The sequence below is a fragment of the Xenorhabdus khoisanae genome, from assembly GCF_001037465.1.
GTDB classification, from domain to species: Bacteria; Pseudomonadota; Gammaproteobacteria; order Enterobacterales; family Enterobacteriaceae; genus Xenorhabdus; species Xenorhabdus khoisanae.
Map to the genome: position 1 here is coordinate 1 of NZ_LFCV01000003.1, position 20,749 is coordinate 20,749.

Below are 20,749 nucleotides of genomic sequence, written 5' to 3' on the forward strand. Positions count from 1 at the left end.
TGCCGTTTATGAAAAACAAGAAAAAGAGGCTAAAAAAATGTCCGGGATTTCTTGACCGCTACATACAGCCTGGTGATGACCTGCCGGGCCAATGACATCAATCCGTATTTTTATTTCCGGCATATTTTTACGGAACTCCCCAAACGCCAATCCGATGATCCCCTGCACGATCTGTTGCCGTGGAGCGTGAACATCAGTGACATCATGTAAACTACACGGTTTAATTGAGCGCTTACGAAAGTGTTATCTTCAATTTCATAAGGACAGGCGGAAAATTGGGTTATCGTGTTATCGATTATAAGTCCTCAAGAGAAATTAACTGCAAATTGGCGACCATAACTTTCAAATAAAGTATTTAGCTCATGATCCATTGTATCCTGAGTCCAAGTGATAAAACGTCGCCAATGATATTTAGCCTGTCTCCAGACGATTTCAATCAGATTCAGCTCTGGGCTGTAGGCGGGAAGGTAAAGTAAAAACAGGTTGTGTTCTCGTAACCAGCGACTTTTGATTTTTTCATCTATCCTATGATGGATACGCGCATTATCTAATACGACAAATGTCAGGCGATGATCCCCTTGCTTTGCAACCTGTTCTAAAAAATCAATGACATCAGTCCGCGTAACACTGTCTGACATTATCTGATAAAACAGGGTGTTATCGGTGTAATTTAGCGCCCCTAACACTGAACGTCTGACATGATTTTGCGGCTCTGTTTCATGGGGTTTACCCCGCGGACTCCATCCGTATTGCACCGGCGGAGAGGCGGTAAAACCCGCCTCATCAAGATAGACCAGCCGGTAATGACCCGACCGTGCACCCGCCTTAATTTTATTCAGCAAGGCGGCTTTTTCAGCAAACTCCGCTTCATTGCATTTTTTTTAAAGACAGGCGGGCTCGTTTATAGGTTAACCCCTGTTTTTTCAGGGTATTCGCCAGCGTCTCCAGCGTACAGGGCAGCGGGCCATGCTTGTCCTCGACTTTCTGTGCGATTCGGGCTAACGTCAGAGATTCTGCACTGGCGGCTTCGACCGCAGTGGTAATCATGTCAGGGGTCATGGCGGGATATCGGCCTCCGACATGTCCACCTAATAATCCTGCTATCCCTGAATCGTGCCAGAAGTGAACCCAGTCATAGATAACTCTGAGACTGCATCCTATCTCAGCGGCTATCTGACGGGGTTTGATGCCTCTGGCAAGCATGAGCAAACCCGTTCCTCGCGTACGGATGTCTCGGTGTCTGTGATTCAGGGCAAGTTGTTGTAATATAATACGTTCAGCTTCAGACAGTGTGATATTCGATTTCAATTTCATAAGAACTGGCGGTAAGTCATCGGATGACCGATTATAACATCAATGCAGATCATTTATCCGATCAACTTAACAATAATGCAGATAATTTATTTGATTAACTTAATACAATAAAACCTAATTTTTCAATGAAAACTTAGGCAGAATTAATATAATGAAATAATTGATATAATAATAATTAAATTTAGATACTAAAATTAATGTATTTATATGATTTTATTGTAAATTATATTAATTATTAACATAATGATTTAATATTATTTGAAACACTTACTAAAAATAATATATGATATTTTTTGCATTAAGATTTTCATAATAGTGAGACGCTAAGATTTCCTACACATCTTATACCTTAAGACTTGTGAGATAAGGTTATGCCCTACAGTGGTGAAATCTTATTCAGTAAACTTGTAGCAAGTGTAACTTAATGAAAATAAATGATTTACATTAGTGATTAATGTAATGAAATAAATTTCAACGAAGGAATATACCTATAATGAAAAATGAGTTTAGAGTAGGAATAGTAATACCATCAACAAATACGTCTGTACAACCGGAAATGGATGTATTACGTCCATATGGAGTAACCAATCATATTGGAAGAATGATTATTATCGATGACTCTCTTATTGAAAAAGAAGGGTTTAATAGTGTAATTATGAATATGAGACGATCGACTGAACCTGCTATTAAGAGTTTACAACATTGTAAACTTAATAGATTAATTATTGCTGTATCTCCAGATGCTTACTGGGATGGAATTGAATCTCATAAAACCATCAAAGAACACATGAAAGAAATTACTAATGGTACTGAAATCACTATGAGTGCCGATGCAATTGAGGAAGCTTTAAAACAATTAGGTGGAATAAAAAAAATAGGACTTATTTCTCCTTATTCTGAAATAGGAAATGAATCCGTCACTCGTTTTTTTTATGACAAAGGATATGAAGTAGTAAAAATAAAATCGCTGGGTGGTAAAAGCCCTTCAAAAATATCTGAGGTTTCACATTTAGATTTAATGGAAGCAGTTAAATATGTCAATGATGATAATGTGGAAGCAATCGTTCAAGTTGGTACTAATGTTCCTATGGCTAATATAGTTAATTCAGCCGAGCAATGGATAGGAAAACCTATAATCTCAAATAATATTGTTCTGTATTGGCATGCCTTGAGAATGAATGGAATTAAAAATAGATTTGGTAATTTCGGAACTTTATTTTCTTGCTATTAAAAAAACATATAAATATAAAAATCAAATTGGAGATAAAATGACTGATTACGAATTGAAAGTAGGGTCAAGATTGACCCTATCAGGGAACCCTATTCTTAATAATGTAGAAACACTATCAAATCTATTATTAGAAGTAAGTAAAGAAAGACTTCATGAAATAGCTATTTCTGACAATATAGCTCAGTATACATATGAAGAAACCATTCTTCACGCAAACGTTATCGCCACAGAATTGAGGAAAAATGGTGCCAGCTATAATGATTGTATAGGTCTTTTTATAGATTCATCTGCTGACTTAGCTATAGGAATGTGGGGGATTTTGTTCTCAGGCGCATCTTATTTACCTTTAGCAACAGACTATCCGCAAGATCGGTTAGAATACATGTTAAAAGATGCTAATGTCTCCATTGTCTTAACCAATAACACCACCATTAGTAAACTAGAGAAACTATTATTACCAGGTACTAAAATTGTAAATATCGATAAAATAAGTTATTCCTCTGCTACAGATACGAAAAAAATAACTACTGTATTATCAGAGCAAGCAGGTAGTGATATTGCTTACGTTATTTACACTTCAGGAACAACAGGTAAACCAAAAGGTGTAGCTATTTCTCATAAGGCTATAGTCAGTCAATTAAACTGGATTAAAAGTGAAGGCTATCTTGAAAAAGGATTAAGTATTATCCAAAAAACACCAGTGAGTTTTGATGCGGCACAATGGGAATTATTAGGTATATGCTGTGGAGCAAAAGTAGTTATGGGAACTCTTGGTATCTACCGTGATCCTGAAGGGCTGATCCAACAAATTATTCAACATAAAGTAACTACTCTTCAAGGAGTACCTACTTTGCTTCAAGCATTAATTGAGCTTCCACAATTTTCTGATTGTCACTCCATTATTAATATATTTAGTGGAGGTGAAGGACTTTCTAAGAAATTAGCCAAAAAAATACTTGAAACCATGCCAAAAGTTAACTTAGTTAATTTATATGGGCCTACAGAATGTACGATAAACTCAACTCATTATAAAATTGATAGTGAAAGTATTAAAGGAGAATGGGAAGTAGCTCCGATTGGTTTACCTGTCAATGGATTAGAATGCCATATTTTAGACCAAAATTTAGTAAGGTTACCCCAAGGTGAAATAGGGGAATTATACATAAGTGGTCATCAGCTAGCTAATGGTTATCTTTATAACCCAGAACAAACACAGGAAAAATTTCCTTTGATAGATCTTTATGGTAACGGTGATATAGTTAGATTATACCGTACAGGTGATCTAGTGAAAAAAGATATCAATGGTACTATCCATTTTGTTGGTAGAGTTGATAATCAAATAAAATTCAGAGGATATAGAATAGAACTTGATGAAATTAGATTAGCGATTGAAAATCACGATTGGGTTAGTTCTGCGGCTGTTTTTGTAAAAGAAAACTCCCATTCTGGACAGCCTTTGTTAGTAGGATGTATTGAACTTAATCCAAATGAAGCTCTTCTGATGGATCAAAACAATGCTGAATCACATCATCAAACAAAATCAACTAGGATACAAATTAAAGCCCAATTGTCTGGGAATGGTTTCAAAAATGATGATGAGTTGTCTGGTAAAGTATGCGTTAACCTCGAAGGTAGCAGTGAAACGAAAAAACAAAGAGATATTGTCTTTGCTCGTAAAACGTATAGATTCTTTAATGGTGGTAATACAACCTATGATGACATAAAACAATTATTAAAAATGAAACCATCTTCAAATATATCGAAAAAATTGGAAAAACTTGACACAAAAACATTTGGTGAAATATTAAGATATTTAGGTCAATTCAAGAGTGAGGAAAGGTTATTACCAAAATTTGGTTATGCATCTCCAGGTGCTTTGTATGCTACACAAGTGTATATTGAGATATGTAATATATGTGATATAACTTCAGGTTATTACTATTATCATCCATTGAAACATAAGTTATTTTTAATTTCTAAAATCACACCATCCAGTTATAATTCAAAATTGAAGTTACATTTCATTGGTAAAATGCCTGCCATCAGAAATGTATATAAAAATAATATTAAAGAAGTACTAGAAATGGAGTCTGGCCATATTATTGGAATGTTTGATTATATATTACCTGAATATGGATTTGGAATTGGAAAAGGTTATTATTCATCTTCAATTACTGAAACTCTGGATTTACCAGAAGAGCATGTATATTTAGGTTCTTATGAAATTGTACCATTCGCAGAACAAATAGAGGATGTTGATGTTGATGTTTATATTCAATCTCATCAAGGAAAAATTAATAACCTTAAAGATGGTACTTATTTTTATAAAAAAGGTGAATTGGAGAAAATTTCTAATTTCGTAGTAGAAAAGAGACATGTTATTGCAATAAATCAACAAGTTTATCAAAGATCAAGTGGTGGGATTACATTCGTTAGTAATTCTCTAGATACATGGAGAAATTATATAGATTTAGGAAGAAGTCTACAAAGATTACAAATGAATAGGATTGGGATTGGTACCATGTCTTCAGGTTACAGCTCAAAATCCGGAAATGATCTTGCTTCAGCTATAAGAATTAATGCTATTATTTCTAATAGCAATAGAAAATCAGGCCCAAGTTACTTTTGTCTTTTTGGTAAGATAAGCGAAGAACAAAGCTTCCATATAGGAATGGCTGAAGATGCTGTTCACATGAAAGGACCAGCTGAGTTAATTAGGGAGGATTTATTAAACACTCTACCTGATTATATGGTTCCAAGTAAAATTTTTATTGTAAATAAAATGCCACATAGTGCATCTGGTAAAGTTAATATTGAAGCTTTGAAACGTTCAGAAGAGTTTAATTTTGAGAATGTAGAACGGAAAATAATTCCACCAAAAACGACACTTGAAAGAAATATTTTAAAAATATGGACGAATATCTTGGGATTAGAGGAAATATCTATTGAAGATGATTTTTTTGCGATAGGGGGTAACTCTATACAAGCAGTATCTATTGCTAAGAAAATAAACAATGTGTTTTCTGTATCTCTTCCTGTTCAAGTAATTTTTGAATCCCCTACAATTGAAAAATTAGCAGTAACAGTTGGTCATGGTGCGGTTGCTACTCCAAATAATAGAGCCATCCAGCTTTCAAATAATGGAAAAGGGACAAATGTTTTCTGTTGGCCCGGACTTGGTGGCTATCCTATGAATCTTCGCATGCTTGCTGAATCAATAGTAAGTAACGGAAATTTTTATGGGATTCAGTCTATTGGTATTAATGTTGGTGAAATTGCATTTGAAAGTATTGAATCTATGGCTAAGGAAGATATTCGTTTGATTAAAACGATTCAACCAACAGGACCATATAATTTATGTGGGTATTCATTTGGTTCGCGAGTAGCCTATGAAGTTGCTTACCAGCTTAGCCAAATGGGTGAAGTTGTTAATCATGTGACTTTACTTGCTCCTGGATCACCAAAATTGAATTATGAAGAGCCAATTAGCAAGGATGAAAATATATTATTTTCTAACCCCGCTTTTTTGACAATTTTGTTATCTGTATTTTCTCATGAAATTAATGAAAATCTTAGTAAGGAATGCATAAAAAATGTAAAAAATAAAACTAATTTTATTGATTTTATAAAGTTAAATTTCTCTGAAATAGACGATTCATTAATTAACTCAATTATTGATGTAGTATCTGTTACCTATTCACCTGAATATGTTATCTCTCTTGACGAAAGAAAAGTATTTTTCCCTATAAAAGTCATCAGAGCAAAAGGTGACAGCAAATCATTTATTGAAGGAGGTGAAAAAATAGGATTAGACATATCCTATTACGATATAAATAGTGGGCATTATACTGTTCTTAAACAAAATGGTATAGACGAAATAATGAAATTAAATATATTATTGAATTAATGTAGTTAATTATTATAATAAGGATGGGTCGAGTTCTCTCTCTCATCCTTTATCAGTAAATTCATTCTATCTTAGTAGAATGTTAATTTCACATTTAATGATTCATAGGAAAGTTATTATGCCGCATGTTGTTATTAGTTGTTTTAACTCTGATTTGGATTATAAGAAAATAGATAATATTCAAAATAAAATTTCTAAAATTTTAAATGAAGAATTAGGGTGTAATATTAGTGCCGTGTCTATTGATATAAAAATGATCAAACCTGAAAACTGGAAGGATGAAGTTTATAATCCAATAATTCTTCCAAGAATTAATTCTCTTATAAAAAAACCGGAATATAAATATGATTGATAACCTTAAGTTTTATAGAAAAATATAATTTAATTATCTTGATTAAACAAGGTGGTTTTATGATTTTATTATTAGGATGCTTTCATGAGTAGTTCAAAAAAATATTCAATTTCTTTCTTATTATTAGCAATTTTACTTTTATCACTGAATCTCCGTCCAGCTATCGCTGTTATTGGTCCATTGGTTCAGTCAATCAGTCAATTTGCTCAAATTCAATCAGTGGGTATCAGCTTATTAACTACAATTCCAGTGCTAATGATGGGGTTTGGAGCAATTTATGCTCAATCTATTCGCAACATTCTAGGGGAACGTGGTGGTATTGCTATAGGAGGAATAATAATAACCTTATCTTGTTTTATTCGCCTGTGGTCGGAAAATCATTTTGGTTTATTTATTAGTACAGTGTTAGTAGGATTAGGGATTGCGATAATTCAGGCGCTGTTACCAGGTTTTATCAAGAGGAATTTTGGCACGGCGACTAGTAGTGTAATTGCTATCTATTCTACGGGGATTGTTGTAGGTGCTGCTATTGGATCTGGTTCTGCTTCATGGCTAGAAGATCAGATAGGCTGGTTGTTCACTCTGGCTAGTTGGTCATTACCGGCCATTGTTGCAACAGTATTTTGGTTGCTAGCTTCACAAAACAGCTTGTACGAAAAGCCTAGCAGAGAACAAACAACCAAGAACAGAGTACCATTTTGGCGCATTAAACGTTGCTGGTCATTATTATTATTTTTTGGTATCGGAACTGGAGCTTTCATGTTAGTTATGGCGTGGATTTCTCCATTCTATATTGGGTTGGGATTGACTAAAGGTACAGCAGGATTACTTTTGTCGGTGCTAACTATAGTTGAATCATTAACAGCCCTGTTGTTATCTATTATTATTAGTCGTTTTCCTGACAGACGCAGCTTGCTGATAGTATCATTGATTTTGGTTGCAATGGGTTTTCTAATGTTAATAATTGCTCCATTATCTGCTCCATATTTTGCTGTATCTTTGTTAGGAGTTGGTATTGGAATTCTATTCCCATTATCTATTATTGTTGCAATGGATCATTTAAAAGATCCAACTATGGCTGGAAATTTTACAGCATTTGTCCAAGGAGGTGGTTTTGTTATTGCTAGCTTAGTACCGTTAACGGCTGGGAGCCTTCGTGATATTTTTGGAGATTTGACGTATATCTGGATGTTAATGATATTAGCTAGTTTATTGATGTTGTTTCTGGTTGTCCGTTTTTCTCCAACCAGTTACAATGCCTTTCAACAAAAACTAAAAGAGTTAAGTTAGCTAACCCAGCTTCTGTTTTAAGCCGTCACTGAAAAATTTTCTTCTGAGTAGAAAACCTTCAGTGATGGCTTCTTCCATTCGGTAATTGGGGTTTCGGGAGCAATGGAACAGTAAATGTAAGGACTTGCAATCGAAAACAGCCGAACTCGCATTTATCCGGTTTTTCGGCTCACATTAATTGCAAATGAAAATCACCGCAGACTCACGTTAACTGCGAATGAGCTTGCAATTATCTTTTCCGGCTTGCAATCCATTTCATCCGGCTCACGATAACTGAAAATGAAAAATGTCGTATTTTACAGCTTCGCTTTCACTGGGCCTAATGGAAGCATCAGCGTGTATGGCTCTAACGGTGACTGGGCGAAGCCAAGACGCGTATAGAACGTTCGGGCGATTTCATCAAGTGCGTGGACGATTATAGCTGAAATACCCACTTGTTCCGCCGTGCTGACGACACGCTTCCAGGCATCTTGGAGAAGCAATGCTCCTAGTACTACAGTCGTAATGTGTATTGTGTCATGATAGCTATCGTCCTTCTTTCTAACCCTAAGGGAGGTGCCACATGGCCTCACCTGTCAATCTCTGGGAACAGGAGCTCCTGAACGCCCATTCCCGTCTGGCTCCGTTGTTTCACTCTGCGAGTTCTCAACAACGTTGTCTGGCTTATCTTCGGGGATTACTCAGTGATGTTGAACGTAAAAATGGCTGGCAACTGGCTGAATGGCTCGGTGAACGCTCGCCGGATAACATTCAATATTTTCTGGAACGCGCCCACTGGGATGCAGAAGCCGCCCGCGATGTCTTACGCGACTATATCACTGAACATCTGGGTGATGAGCAAGGTATTCTTATCATTGATGAAACCGGCTTTATCAAAAAGGGCACCCATTCTGCCGGCGTCCAACGCCAATATAGCGGCACCGCCGGGCGGGTCGAAAACAGTCAGATAGGCGTCTTCCTGTGTTATGCCGGTCATGGCGGTCATGCTTTTATTGACCGGGCATTATACCTGCCCGAACAGTGGACGGCGGATCGCCCGCGTTGCGAAGCCGCCGGCATTCCTGATTCGGTGAACTTTGCCACCAAACCTCAGCTTGCCCGGCAAATGCTGGAACGAGCCTTCAGCACGGGCGTGCCTTGCCGTTGGGTGACCGCCGATGCGGTCTATGGGCATGACCGCCGCTTGCGATGCTGGCTGGAGGCCCGGTATCAACCTTTTGTCCTCGCGATCCCTAAGAATGAACCACTTTGGTGGCAAGCACCTTGCTATGTCAGAGCGGGCGTGATTGCCGCCAGTCTGACGGCTGACGATTGGGAAAAACAGTCAGCCGGGTTGGGAACAAAGGGAGAGCGTTGGTATGACTGGGCGCGGATCCCGCTCTGGCGTTTACAGATGAGTGAAGAGGAACGCGGCTATGGTCATTATCTCCTGATCCGGCGTAGCCGGGATGATAAGCAAGAACGGGCTTATTATGTTGTTTATGCCCACAAAGACCAGGCAGACCTCAACACGTTGGTTCAGGTGGCCGGGCATCGCTGGGAAATCGAAAGCGGCTTTGAGGAAACGAAAGGGGAATGTGGTCTGGATCATTACGAAGTCCGGCAGTGGCATAGCTGGTATCGGCATATTACGTTGTCATTATTGGCCCATGCGGTACTGGCGGTTTTACGAATACAGGAGAAAAAAAACGCCGGAGGGACGGGTAGCCCTGAGGGTATCGGAACTGCGTAAGCTGTTGTCAAAAATGATGAAAAAGGCAGGAGAAACCCTAAACCAGATTTTATCTTGGTCAGACTGGCGGCGACGACATCAGTACTATGCGCAACAATGTCATTACCGCCACCGGACCGGAAGGAATATCTGCCCATAAAGCAGTTACGACTGTAGTACTAGCTTCTTCCCCTGATACTCCACATCGACAGCCAGACGGCCGAGAAGCACCACAGGGATAGGATCTGGCATATTGCGTTTAAGCGAGGGGGTAGATTCAATATGATTAATTGAGCCGGCGCTTAGACAATAATAACCAATAACGTCTTTTGTGCCTTTCTTGCAAATAAGTTGATCGGATAAATGATCTGCATTGATGTTATAATCGGTCATCCGATGACTGTAACCCTTCACCAGTCCCCCATTGACACAAAAATGTGATGTTTATCGCTTGATCCGCTTTTTCCTGTTGCTTGATCCTGCCAGTCAGGTAACTTTTTCACCCATGAAAAAGAAGAAGCACTTTACCGCTGAGCCACCCGAAGTGAGCAACATCAGCGAAGCCAATGCCCTTATCCGGGAGCTCTGGGCCAAACTTCGAGAATACGAAGACCGGCTGGCACTGAGTGCATTGAAAGACACGGATACGATCGTTCGCTGTCTGCCCGATGACGGTTGTGCCCTTTGTGGCGGGCATGTCGAGCCGAATACGACCCCGACCTATCTCATCAGGTATTCGAACTGCCCAAAATCGCCCTGGATATCACCGAATATCAACTGTTTCATGGCCGCTGTCAGTGTTGTCATCACACCGTCCGGGCTACGTTACCCGACGATGCGCCTTCCGGACAACTGGGGCCCCGTTTGATGAGCCAGATGGCGGTTCTGTCGGGACAATACCCTCTGAGCATCAGTAAGATACAGCGCCTGATCCGGGACACTTATGGCATCCACTTTTCCACGGGCCTTATCTCTGAAGCGCAGGGGCGGATCAGTTCAATGTTGACGCCGCTGCATCAGGCGTTAGGGCATTATGTCAGGCAATCTGCGGTTATCCATGTTGACGAAACGCCCCATCAACGCAACGGAGAAGCGGCTACCCGCTGGGTCTGGCTGCTCAGCGGCAGCAAGGCGGTTTACCAGAAAATCCGCGCTTACCGTAATGCGGAAACGGCCAAATCGCTGAATTTGAAACTAACCTGCGCCGTGAGCGTCAGCTGGAAGGTATTGCGGCGGCAAAAGCGCGTGGTGTGTACCGTGGACGGAAATCATCCATTGATCCTGCCGAAGTGTACCGCCTTTATGTGGTTGAAAAAATGGGAGCCACGGCGATAGCCCGCCTGCCGCCTAAAATCCCGGAGCGGGCAACACAGATTGCTGCGATAGCACAGCTGTATGGAGTTTCCGCTGCTACCGTTTATCGGGCTCTTCACTGTGTTCTTAAACCCCGCACAGTTTATCGGCGTGATCATGGTATTCCCCGTGTTTTGTCCCAGCCTGAGTTAGAGCATTATTGCGAGCTGATCGCTGCCTTAAAATTACGTACTACCAACAAATCCGGCAGGCATTTGTCAACGGTACGTGCCATCCAGTTGCTTGAAGAATATGGTGTGGAGATAGCCCAAGGGTTAGTTAAGGTGCCTGCAGGATTGCTGCGGAAACAAACAGTTAATCGTTGGCTAGCAGAGGAATATCGATTCACACTCCAAGCCATCAATGCACTGCCAGAGTCTTATAGAAATTAAAATCCCAGCCTTTGATAAGTCGCTCTTCTGCCATGAAATCTTTGGCGATTTCACCCTGAAATTTTTCAAATAAACGTAATAAATTCATTTGGTTATATTGTGAAATTGTCTGGAGAATTATTCGTTTAAATTGAAGTGTTTTCGCATTAACACCTGAACCATTTTTTCCAGTTCTTCCTCGAATTCTTTTGGTACGCGGTTAAATTCAAAACTCACTGCTCTGTTTTTAACACGTTTGCGGGCAAATGAATCTTTATCTTTAAAGTTCCAAAGCGGGCTTACCTGCTGCTTTTCTGCTGTGGATTTTTTTGCCTTGTTGCTGCTAAACTTTTTAAACAGTCTGATAATGTTCGATTTCATTTCGTCGGGAGCAACCGGCTTGGATTTATCCATATGTTGAACTTCATCACACACACAACTGACGACCTCATCAATCGAAAGGTTGTTTTTCTTGATGTCAACGGTGACGTCCAAAAGCGCTTTATAATCTGGATAGCTCAGTTCTGCGATAACAGGGAATACGGCAACAATATCATTAGGTACTGAAGCACACTGGATTGCGCGAGTCACCTTAGTTTGTGACATGTTGTTAGACTCAGCGATTTCTTTCTGAGTCATACCCCCTTCTCGCAGCTGGAGCAGACGCAAACCGACTTCACGAATGTTGTGCTCTCTTGCAGTTTGGATATCAGCGGCAAGTTGTCTTGCGTCATCCGCACTTATGTTTGTGTTCGTGACTAGGGTATCCAGACCAACACCACAGAAAATAGCGGCGGCACGTCTGCGTGAACCATCCAAAATCTCTATCTTGCCATCAATACGACGACCGATTGCCGGGAAGAATTGTTGAAGATTGATGGTGCGCATGATGTCGCTGACAGATTCTTTTGTCAGTGCGCTTTGATCCCGGCCATTGACTAAAAAATTAACGGTAGTTTCGGACTCCAGTTTATCGGCTGGGATGTGCTCTAGTTGAAATATGGCAGTTTGACCCGAAGCCAGTGTGAAACGCTGTTCTGTAGTTTGGTTTTCCGCCGGCGTATCCAGGGATACTGAATTGAATGTTCTTCCGATAGTTGGACGTTTTTTATCTTGCATTGTTGCCCCTGTTAACTCTGATGAATTCAATTCGGTCAAAAACGGCTTTGGCGAAGTCTTCTGCGGCTGTTTTCGCATTCTTCAGTGCTTCCCCACTGCCGATATACGTGGCAGGATTTGCGGAAATAACGGTGTCGAAGGACTCGCCGCAACGCTCGAACCCGTCCAGTCGCGGGATAGCAAAATCAAGCATGTCACCACCAAAAATCTCTTTTGCCAGGCTATGACACAGCTTGTGATCAGTTTTATTCACTAACTTGGACATAAAGCCGATGTTACCGCTGAGCCGAGTTGATGCACCTGTTGACTCGATCATTTCTATCAGCTCCGGCAAGCGAGCAAGATATTTCAGTGTACTGTGAAAATCCACTTGTGCGGGTGGGATTGGAGTCATAAGAAAGTCTGCGGCGGCGATCGCGTTAGACAGAAAAGAGTCCAAGTGTGGTCCGCTGTCGATAAAGATGAAGTCGTAATCGTGTTTCACTTTATCGATGATATTCTCGCGAAGGACAGTATAGATGTTCTGGTTTGATAGATGTTCTGCGCAGAGTTCTTCCCAACGTGATGCGATGAATGCGTCTTCAATGGATGCCGGAATAATGTCCACGCCTGCAACGACTGAGGATGTAATAAATTCAGATAGTAACTCTTCACGCGAAACATTTTGCAGCATGGCTTGGGCTGATGTTGTATCAACAGAACCGATAGACTGTTTATGATCAAGGAACATGGTTGCCGATGCTTGTGGGTCAAGGTCGATAACCAAGATCCTAAGGTCTTCGAAAATCAGGTGTGGATGAGTGCGTAATGCATGTGCCAGAGAAACTGTACTGACGGTTTTAGATACTCCCCCCTTTAAATTACCGATAAAGAAGGTCAATGCTTCATGATAGCGATCCCGGTATTTGGGAACGCCTCTGTGATGGTACAGATCTATGATGTTCTCAATTGTCATCGCGTACTTAGATGAAGAACCTGCTTGCTTCTTGCCAAATACATATCCCTTCGCTTCCATTTCGTTAACGGCATAATCCACGCTGGCACGTGTTAACTTTGGTAATTTTGCGAGAGCCGCTTTTGAATACGTTTGATAATAAGCTGTTTTACTCAGCTCCAGCTTTTGGCTTTGGATTTGGTCACTGAGCGACTGGAGTAGACGAACTGACCTTTGCGCAACCTTATCTAATTGTTTATAGGTTTCATTCATGTTTTTACCGTATGTGTAGGTTTTTAGATTTTATTTAAATATCCTACATAAAACTATAAATGTAAATTTTTTAAATTGAAAAACGCTTTATTTTGTTTATTTTTCTCCATAGGTATTTAATGGTTATATTATTGTTTTAAAAGTAATTTAATGAGAAATTTCAGGGTGAAATCGCCAAAATTTCGCATCGATTTCAGGGATTGAAATGATGGAATCTTGTGTACTGGTTCAATCAGCTTATCAGGTGGGCTATTGAGAGATCACAAAATTCCACATAAAAAAGGAGAGCTGGTAAACATAGCAACGAATATATGGTTGCAGATAGTGTACAAAGTCAAAATAAATCAAAAAAGCCGTGGAGTTTAAAAATGGCCAAATCAGGCTGCCATTTAAATCTCACGGCTTCATATTAAAATTTATCATTTTCACAAACTGACTAAAAAACGAAGATGGGTTACTCCTGTGACTTATTGCGAATCTTGCGCTCAATAAGTTGACCACGCTGATCAAAATAACGACTTGGCCAGATCTCTGATGGATGGATGCCGAGATAATCCGCGATGATCCATTCACCTTTAGGCCACGGTCTGCTGAATGCATTGGCGAGTGTTGATGAGCTGAGTCCCGTTTTACGGGAGAGAGCGGCTAAGGTAGTACCACGTTTGCGTAGTGCAGCAATTATGTCTGCTTGATGCCAGTCGTTTCTGATGTTGTTATTCATTCCTGCTACCCCTTCCCATTAATTAATATTGATGGTGGCGATTCAGACAGGGTTAGCAGACCGGCGCTTACTCCGGCGAGACGTGAGTCTCCCCCACCTGAACCGCCATAGAAAAGGCGAATGCAGGCACACTGGTAAAACATCTTACCAGTGTATAAGCGCACAAGGCTGCTAAACCTTGACCATTAGATTGTGCTGATGGCGGGAATACTTTAACTGATTGTTTTACCTTACTCAATAACAGAACGACTAAGTTTAACGGCTATAATTCTTCTCAAGAGCACATAAACTCAGAGGAGAATACGGACGGCTAAGTCAATCTTTGTTGTTTGTTCTCGTTCGTGATCGCTTCGCTATCCGTATTTCCCCTTTGATTTTCAGACTCATTTTACTCATTTCGAAACATTCCCTGCGTGTCGGTTAGGTTCACCGTTCCGTGGTACGTCAGATAATGTGTATACAGGGCGTGGGTTGCGTTAAGTTTTTGCAGGAGTTCGCTACGTGCTCAGCACGGCGGTGGATTACTCCCCGTTCAGTGCCTGATTAGCTCAGGATGAACGCCTCATTATTCGTGACGTGTGATATCTCCTTTTTACTGCATCAGCCTGTGCTAGGCAGTGGGTGAAAAACAAACGAAGTAAGTGAATTAAGGCATAAAAATGCTAATAGAAAGAGGTGACACTGAGTAAAAATGAGGTTCAAATCAGTCATAAAGCCAGACAGGACATGCTCTGGACGTTGACGCGTGGCGACGTCACTTGGTAATCGCTTCGCTTTAACGCAAGTGACGCCGCGAAGTTTTCGGGACGTTTATCGTGCGTGAATTAAAGCATGGATAAAAATAGTACAAAGTAAAAGGGTTATGGTTAACGTGGCAGGAAACTGCTCAATATGTATGATAAGCCTGTCCGGTGTATAAAGTGACAGGATAACTTTCATCGTCAGACGATATCTGCTTCCAAAAGTGTGCAGATGTACCGCAATTTTGCTCTCCCTTTCAGGCTACAGGAGTTTTGTTTCGCCACCCGAAGGCGATCCTGACAGGCGATGGATCATTTTTGTAGAAAAAAATACTAACGGTTAAGTAAGAAAGCGTCAAACCGTTGATGTGACTTTTACCTCAATTTACCTGTAGATATGCTCAGAAATAACCCATGTTAACTGGTTATGATATATACTATTTTATTCGCCAATATATAGATTTTGAATTATACGCATGGAGGTTTTATGTCACAGGCAAGTACAGCTGCTTCTTCCTCAAAACGCCCGTACAGAAAAGGTAAGCCATTAACAGGGAGTGAAAAACAACAAGCATTTGTTGCTCGCCGCAAGGCTGCAAATGATAAAACTATCAGAGTTTATGTATCTAATGAGCTTAAGTTAAAATTACAAAAAATGTGTGAAGTAGAGGGAATATCTCAGGGTGAAATGATTAGTCGGTTAATAGAAAAAGCCAGCACAGATCACAGCATGAACGATGTAACGTCATAACCTTCTTGAGCGTTTATTCTTCCGGTGCTAATATCTATATTGTTTAATTTTTATTTAGTTATTTTATTTTTCTGATAAGTTCAGATGATTTATTGGTGAGAGTAAAACAATTAGAAAGGTTTATTGAGTTTTTTGTTTCACAGTGCTAGGTTATCAAGGCTTTTTGTTGGTCAGTCACGCCGAAAGGTGACTAAATGCGGGCAGTTGATAATATGATTAACTAATCGCTAAAAAGAAAAACCCCACAATCTGCATCAAACTTGGCGGCTTGCATTCAGATATATGGGGTCCACTTGCAGAAATCGATAATGGTTTCTGCATAGGAGTATAGAACGATGAGACTTCTATTGCAACTTTTAGATACCCGCCATAAGTGCAGGGGATGTGCTTAAAAATCAACACACCCAATCAACATTTGATCCCTCTGTTCGTCGTAGCCGGCGTGGTGAATCCAACGCTTTACGTCGGGGGCAGTCGAAAATCCATCGGCGCAATATCCCGAAACAGGACATCAAAATCCCTAAAGGGACGTCTGCCCGGTTATCCCGTACTCTGAAAAGCCATGACTGGCGACGGGATAGTGACCTTATCGCTCTTCGTCAAAAGGGTTATACGCCGTATTCTGAGCGGAAAAACCCGTACTATGTGCCAAAACCGATGCGCATCCGTACACGTTCTGAGAGCCGTGAAGCTCTGACTTCACTGTCACTGGCGTTTGTGGCAAATGCGGATTTTTTCCCCGGTCATGATTATCTGTTTGAAGTAATGGTGCCTTTTGAATTTATCGCTAAGGCAATGGGCGTGCTGCATGAATATGAAAACGGCCGTAAATCGTATGATGTAGCACTTCATGCGCTGTCAGTCCTTGAGCAAATGGGACAAATTGTCGTCCATCGGGATAAAGACCGTGATGCGGGCCAAAATAAGCCGGTGCGAATTTGGTTGAAACCAGAATTTTTCATGTCCAAAGGCATTCCCCGTAACGAAATCCGCCAGAGCTTAATTGACTTCCAAAACTGGGCTATAAAAAGTGGCCAGCTTGAAAATCTGGAAAAAAAATACCAACGTCATTTATTGAACATGGCGCGATTGGGTATTGATGTAGAAAATAAACATGCGTTGCGCCAGTTACTGAAAAAGATTAAACGCTCAGTGGTTGCTCAGGATTTACAGGAACAGAAAAACGAAGCGCTGAAACACATCGAAGACAACATTGAGACTCTGGATAACCAAGCGGAAAATCTGGAAGCCGAACTTGAGAGAACGCGGCGTTCAGTGGCGAATCTACGTAAAAAGGACAAATCAGATTCAATCTACTGGAGTATGTTTGTCGAATGGCAAAAAACAACAACACCGGTTGCTGTTCACTACGCAAAAAACAAACTAAAGGCACAGTATCCTCACGTAAGTGAATACTCGGAACAATTCTATCGCTTGTTACTTGAACAAGAAGGAATCATTCTAACTTAGCGAGAGTTTCCTTAAAGACAAATCCAACTGACCGTGCCTAGCGCGGTTTCGGTGTTTCACATGGTAATAAATTTCGATTGTTTCTTACCCGGTCAACTTATCTACTTCTTCATTTTTTTCGATTGTTTCCGCTTCCGAAACAGCTTTTTTGCTCAAAACTGCTAAGAAGTATAAAAATAAAACAGTTAGCTTCGAATATGTGTTTTAATCTTTCATTAATTTCGAAGTTTATTCCTGAACAAAACAAGCCTTATAAATAAGGAATAAAAAATCGAGTTGAGCCTAAAAGCTGCAACTCTCGATAGTTAGTCCCTTTCACTACGTTCAAGGGAAAATTTCCATAAATAACGTCCCGTAAGCGGTCGTAAACGCCCGCTAACGCGCAGATACGTCACGCCTATGGCGTGATCACTGCGTGCCTTTGGCAGAACTTATTAAACCCAAAAACTCTCTGATAATTTTTTAGCTTAGTAGGAAGAAGGGGTTTCTAGTCCCCATTAACTCCCTCTTGGCTTCGGCGGTTCAACCGCGTTGTTTCCATTGGATAATGAGAGCCGCCTTTCATTCGCTTCGCTCATAAAACCCGCATAGTATGCAAATTATTTGATTTAAAAGTAGTACCTGTTACTATAGTAAGCATTACTGCTTGGAGAAAATTATCTATGAGTAATAAATTAAATAATATTCTTGAGTTAGCTGAAGAACTACACGTAATCGATACTTCGCCTGTAAGCTTAGTCAACGATCAAATTAAAGCGGTTACAATGATGACAGGCACTGAAATAAAACAACTTCGTGCGCAACATGGAATGTCCCAATCTATGTTAGCTATGGCGTTAGGCATGTCAAAAGAAAGTGTTTCCAAATGGGAACGTGAAGAAAAGAAACCAAGTGGCCCAGCTCTCAGAATGCTCCGCATTCTTGAACGACTCGGACCGGAAGTTCTGCTGGTCTAGTTAAGAATTCGGTGAGTATTTCATTGTGGAGTTTAAACGTGAACTAATTAGTACGGAACTAAGACGAATGCCAGTCATCTTACGTTTTAAGGGATATCGATTTTTCTTCTACTCAAACGAAGGAAATCCCCTTGAGCCTGTGCATATTCATATTCACAGTGCTGAAGGGGAAGCTAAATTCTGGTTAGTACCAGATGTTTCATTGGCAAGAAATGATGGATTTAATGCCCGGGAGCTTAAAGAACTGACAGGCGTAATTAAACTAAACAGGGAGGCTTGGAATGACTATTTCGGCTAAAAGTGTACGTTTTGATGAATACAATATGTGGGTCGAACTGAGTGATGCCAGAACTTTGGGTGTACCCCTGGCTTGGTTTCCACGGTTAATGCATGCTCCCGCTATAGCCAGAGAAAATTTTGAACTCAGTCCCCGGGGTATTCACTGGGATGAACTGGATGAAGATATTTCAGTGGAAGGATTATTATCTGGTCGTGGAGATATTACTCAACAACCCCATCATGCGGCCTAATTTTTAGCGCACCCAACCGCAGCGATGCATAATGTAATAAGGGGTTTGAAGCTCAACCGTCCGAAAACGTACGCTAAGGACCAGCGGGAGCATTTGAACAGAACCTTACGGTTTTGCCCTTTCGGTAGGCTCTGTACCGTAAAGTTCCCCATCAACAAAATAAGTGCCATTGGGTAATACGTGTTTATAGGGTAGTAAAGAGATATGGGCTAATACATCATCATCTATAACTTCACCATTTTCACGTAACCCTTTAACAATATTGCTTATTCTTGATGTGTTCCAGTACAGGATTGCATTGGATACCAGACTCAGAGCGCTGGCCTTATTCATGATTTCTTCGTAGTCACCGGTTGTGAATTCACCCTGGTTTGCAAAAAAGATCCATCGGGGTAACTTATGCCGGTATTCGCCTTTATTGAGCTGAAGCTGAACCGTATGACGTAAATCCTGATCGGTCAGATAACGCAGAATATAGGGGGCAGCTTGGAGGCCGGAAGTTATTGTACTATAAGGGCTTCCCTGATATGTCAACACCAGTATTCATGGTTTTTATCTGTACACAACCGTAAAAGTAAAGGGGAGAGACTGCGGTACTATAGGGGTTATCGGGTCGCGCAAGGGAACTTCCCCCCTGGAGCCTGTACTGCATTTTGTGTAAATGCCTTTTCTAGAGGTGACCGTCCAGGCGGTCACCAAATTCGATAATAAAACGACTCATTGCCATTCGCCAGTCCTGTAACGGCATGGTCCATTTCTGTGACGCAGCCTGGATAGCCAGCCAGATCACTTTCTTCACAGATTCATCTGACGGGAACACCTTACGCTTTTTAATCGCATGACGGATAACGCTGTTCAGCGATTCAATCGCATTCGTTGTGTAGATGACCTTGCGGATCTCGGCTGGGTAGGCGAAGAACGTCGACAGATTGTTCCAGTTAGACTGCCAGCTACGGCTGATTTGGGGATAACGGGTGTCCCAAGTCCGGCCAAATGCGTCCAGTGCCTGCCACGCCGCTTCTTCTGTTGGCGCCTGATAAATGGCTTTTAGGTCACGGGTGACCGCTTTGTCGTCTTTCCAGGCCACGAACCGCAGGCTGTTGCGTATCATATGCACAATGCACAGCTGGATACAGGTTTCGGGATAAACAGTGTTGATAGCATCCGGGAAGCCTTTGAGTCCATCGACACAGGCAATGAGAATATCTTCCAGTCCCCGGTTCTTGAGCTCGGTCAGTACGGACAGCCAGAACTTCGCCCCTTCATTTTCGGCCAGCCACATACCCAGGAGCTCCTTTTGACCTTCAAGGTTGATCCCCAGAGCCAGGAACACGGACTTGTTGATCACCCGCCCCTCATGTCGAACCTTAATGACGATACAGTCAAGATAAACAATAGGGTATAGGCCATCCAGCGGGCGATTTTGCCACTCAGTGACTTGCTCCAGTACGGCGTCAGTGACCTTTGAGATGAGCGTGGGCGATACATCCGCGTCGTACATTTCTTTGAAGGCGGCAGTAATTTCCCGGGTCGTCATCCCCTTGGCATACAGCGACAAGATCTGATTGTCCATGGCCGTGATCCGGGTTTGATGCTTCCTGACCAGTTGAGGCTCAAACACGCCTTCCCGATCACGGGGAATACGTAATTCCAAAGGGCCATCTGTAGCGGTCAAGAAATCCCGGACATTTTTTTAGCCTCTTTTTCTTGTTTTTCATAAACGGCA

Annotated in this window: 15 protein-coding genes and 6 pseudogenes; 13 read left to right on the forward strand and 8 right to left on the reverse strand. The window is 41.1% G+C overall.

Translation table 11 applies throughout. The annotated features are described in order from the left end of the window. Nucleotides 1-63: 63 nt before the first annotated feature. A pseudogene (locus AB204_RS21055) lies at nucleotides 64-210 on the forward strand (transposase domain-containing protein); the annotation flags it as partial. 95 nt (nucleotides 211-305) lie between these two features. On the opposite strand, the gene AB204_RS00795 reads toward AB204_RS21055, so the two are convergent. After that, nucleotides 306-842, reverse strand: coding sequence for an IS630 family transposase (locus AB204_RS00795; RefSeq protein WP_084728498.1), 537 nt, complete (start codon nucleotides 840-842; stop codon nucleotides 306-308). Nucleotides 843-867: 25 nt separating this feature from the next. Further along, nucleotides 868-1,314, reverse strand: coding sequence for a helix-turn-helix domain-containing protein (locus AB204_RS00800; RefSeq protein ID WP_047961503.1), 447 nt, complete (start codon nucleotides 1,312-1,314; stop codon nucleotides 868-870). Nucleotides 1,315-1,807: 493 nt separating this feature from the next. Here AB204_RS00800 and AB204_RS00805 point away from each other — a divergent pair, with 493 nt between their 5' ends. The 5 genes from AB204_RS00805 (at nucleotide 1,808) to AB204_RS00825 (ending at nucleotide 9,826) form a co-directional block, all read left to right on the forward strand. Further along, nucleotides 1,808-2,545, forward strand: a complete 738-nt coding sequence (locus AB204_RS00805; protein WP_047961504.1) for a maleate cis-trans isomerase family protein — start codon at nucleotides 1,808-1,810, stop codon at nucleotides 2,543-2,545. Further along, nucleotides 2,493-6,452 carry an amino acid adenylation domain-containing protein gene (locus AB204_RS00810; RefSeq protein ID WP_053067801.1) on the forward strand — a complete coding sequence of 1,320 codons (3,960 nt, stop codon included), beginning with the start codon at nucleotides 2,493-2,495 and terminating at the stop codon, nucleotides 6,450-6,452. Before AB204_RS00805 ends, AB204_RS00810 begins: the two co-directional genes overlap by 53 nt. Before the next feature lie 118 nt (nucleotides 6,453-6,570). After that, a complete protein-coding gene (locus tag AB204_RS00815; RefSeq protein ID WP_047961505.1) occupies nucleotides 6,571-6,804 on the forward strand; it encodes a tautomerase family protein in 234 nt (77 codons plus the stop codon). An 84-nt stretch (nucleotides 6,805-6,888) separates the two neighbouring features. Beyond that, on the forward strand, nucleotides 6,889-8,094 hold the full coding sequence (locus tag AB204_RS00820) for an MFS transporter (protein WP_047961506.1): 1,206 nt from the start codon (nucleotides 6,889-6,891) through the stop codon (nucleotides 8,092-8,094). A 562-nt stretch (nucleotides 8,095-8,656) separates the two neighbouring features. Further along, nucleotides 8,657-9,826, forward strand: a complete 1,170-nt coding sequence (locus AB204_RS00825) for an IS701 family transposase (RefSeq protein ID WP_047961507.1) — start codon at nucleotides 8,657-8,659, stop codon at nucleotides 9,824-9,826. A gap of 165 nt (nucleotides 9,827-9,991) precedes the next feature. On the opposite strand, the pseudogene AB204_RS00830 reads toward AB204_RS00825, so the two are convergent. Next, nucleotides 9,992-10,156: pseudogene (locus AB204_RS00830) on the reverse strand (GNAT family N-acetyltransferase); the annotation flags it as partial. Between the two features lie 154 nt (nucleotides 10,157-10,310). On the opposite strand from AB204_RS00830, the pseudogene AB204_RS23315 reads away from it, so the two are divergent. Together AB204_RS23315 and AB204_RS23320 are read left to right on the forward strand one after the other, a co-directional pair. Further along, nucleotides 10,311-11,023: pseudogene (locus tag AB204_RS23315) on the forward strand (IS66 family transposase); the annotation flags it as partial. Next, a pseudogene (locus AB204_RS23320) lies at nucleotides 10,978-11,235 on the forward strand (hypothetical protein); the annotation flags it as partial. The pseudogenes AB204_RS23315 and AB204_RS23320, both read left to right, overlap by 46 nt. A gap of 432 nt (nucleotides 11,236-11,667) precedes the next feature. Here AB204_RS23320 and AB204_RS00845 read toward each other — a convergent pair. The 3 genes from AB204_RS00845 to AB204_RS00855 form a co-directional block, all read right to left on the reverse strand. Beyond that, nucleotides 11,668-12,648, reverse strand: a complete 981-nt coding sequence (locus tag AB204_RS00845) for a ParB family protein (protein ID WP_047961509.1) — start codon at nucleotides 12,646-12,648, stop codon at nucleotides 11,668-11,670. Further along, the gene (locus tag AB204_RS00850; RefSeq protein WP_047961510.1) at nucleotides 12,638-13,855 is read right to left on the reverse strand and encodes an AAA family ATPase; all 1,218 of its coding nucleotides are present in this window, start codon (nucleotides 13,853-13,855) and stop codon (nucleotides 12,638-12,640) included. Before AB204_RS00850 ends, AB204_RS00845 begins: the two co-directional genes overlap by 11 nt. A 454-nt stretch (nucleotides 13,856-14,309) precedes the next feature. Further along, complete coding sequence (locus AB204_RS00855; protein WP_047961511.1) at nucleotides 14,310-14,576, reverse strand: helix-turn-helix domain-containing protein; 267 nt, start codon at nucleotides 14,574-14,576, stop codon at nucleotides 14,310-14,312. A gap of 1,227 nt (nucleotides 14,577-15,803) precedes the next feature. On the opposite strand from AB204_RS00855, the gene repA reads away from it, so the two are divergent. The 5 genes from repA to AB204_RS00880 all read left to right on the forward strand — a co-directional run bounded on the left by repA (nucleotide 15,804) and on the right by AB204_RS00880 (nucleotide 19,023). Then, complete coding sequence (repA, locus tag AB204_RS00860; RefSeq protein ID WP_047961512.1) at nucleotides 15,804-16,067, forward strand: replication regulatory protein RepA; 264 nt, start codon at nucleotides 15,804-15,806, stop codon at nucleotides 16,065-16,067. Nucleotides 16,068-16,451: 384 nt separating this feature from the next. Continuing rightward, complete coding sequence (locus tag AB204_RS00865; protein WP_047961513.1) at nucleotides 16,452-17,537, forward strand: hypothetical protein; 1,086 nt, start codon at nucleotides 16,452-16,454, stop codon at nucleotides 17,535-17,537. A 662-nt stretch (nucleotides 17,538-18,199) separates the two neighbouring features. Beyond that, nucleotides 18,200-18,493 carry a helix-turn-helix domain-containing protein gene (locus tag AB204_RS00870; protein WP_047961514.1) on the forward strand — a complete coding sequence of 98 codons (294 nt, stop codon included), beginning with the start codon at nucleotides 18,200-18,202 and terminating at the stop codon, nucleotides 18,491-18,493. 67 nt (nucleotides 18,494-18,560) lie between these two features. Further along, nucleotides 18,561-18,791: a DUF4160 domain-containing protein gene (locus AB204_RS00875; protein ID WP_047961515.1), complete on the forward strand. Its 231-nt coding sequence runs from the start codon at nucleotides 18,561-18,563 to the stop codon at nucleotides 18,789-18,791. Continuing rightward, on the forward strand, nucleotides 18,775-19,023 hold the full coding sequence (locus AB204_RS00880; RefSeq protein WP_047961516.1) for a DUF2442 domain-containing protein: 249 nt from the start codon (nucleotides 18,775-18,777) through the stop codon (nucleotides 19,021-19,023). The genes AB204_RS00875 and AB204_RS00880 overlap by 17 nt, the downstream gene beginning before the upstream one ends. A gap of 105 nt (nucleotides 19,024-19,128) precedes the next feature. Here AB204_RS00880 and AB204_RS00885 read toward each other — a convergent pair. Together AB204_RS00885 and AB204_RS00890 are read right to left on the reverse strand one after the other, a co-directional pair. Continuing rightward, nucleotides 19,129-19,500: pseudogene (locus AB204_RS00885) on the reverse strand (Tn3 family transposase); the annotation flags it as partial. Between the two features lie 193 nt (nucleotides 19,501-19,693). After that, nucleotides 19,694-20,686, reverse strand: a pseudogene (locus tag AB204_RS00890) (IS256 family transposase); the annotation flags it as partial. Nucleotides 20,687-20,749 lie beyond the last annotated feature (63 nt).

Excerpts from the sequence above, each read along its gene's own strand:
- AB204_RS00800 (WP_047961503.1), bottom strand. The coding sequence starts at position 1,314 with ATGAAATTGAAATCGAATATCACACTGTCTGAAGCTGAACGTATTATA.
- AB204_RS00805 (WP_047961504.1), top strand. The coding sequence starts at position 1,808 with ATGAAAAATGAGTTTAGAGTAGGAATAGTAATACCATCAACAAATACG.
- AB204_RS00810 (WP_053067801.1), top strand. The coding sequence starts at position 2,493 with ATGGAATTAAAAATAGATTTGGTAATTTCGGAACTTTATTTTCTTGCT.
- AB204_RS00815 (WP_047961505.1), top strand. The coding sequence starts at position 6,571 with ATGCCGCATGTTGTTATTAGTTGTTTTAACTCTGATTTGGATTATAAG.
- AB204_RS00820 (WP_047961506.1), top strand. The coding sequence starts at position 6,889 with ATGAGTAGTTCAAAAAAATATTCAATTTCTTTCTTATTATTAGCAATT.
- AB204_RS00825 (WP_047961507.1), top strand. The coding sequence starts at position 8,657 with ATGGCCTCACCTGTCAATCTCTGGGAACAGGAGCTCCTGAACGCCCAT.
- AB204_RS00845 (WP_047961509.1), bottom strand. The coding sequence starts at position 12,648 with ATGCAAGATAAAAAACGTCCAACTATCGGAAGAACATTCAATTCAGTA.
- AB204_RS00850 (WP_047961510.1), bottom strand. The coding sequence starts at position 13,855 with ATGAATGAAACCTATAAACAATTAGATAAGGTTGCGCAAAGGTCAGTT.
- AB204_RS00855 (WP_047961511.1), bottom strand. The coding sequence starts at position 14,576 with ATGAATAACAACATCAGAAACGACTGGCATCAAGCAGACATAATTGCT.
- repA (WP_047961512.1), top strand. The coding sequence starts at position 15,804 with ATGTCACAGGCAAGTACAGCTGCTTCTTCCTCAAAACGCCCGTACAGA.
- AB204_RS00870 (WP_047961514.1), top strand. The coding sequence starts at position 18,200 with ATGAGTAATAAATTAAATAATATTCTTGAGTTAGCTGAAGAACTACAC.
- AB204_RS00875 (WP_047961515.1), top strand. The coding sequence starts at position 18,561 with ATGCCAGTCATCTTACGTTTTAAGGGATATCGATTTTTCTTCTACTCA.
- AB204_RS00880 (WP_047961516.1), top strand. The coding sequence starts at position 18,775 with ATGACTATTTCGGCTAAAAGTGTACGTTTTGATGAATACAATATGTGG.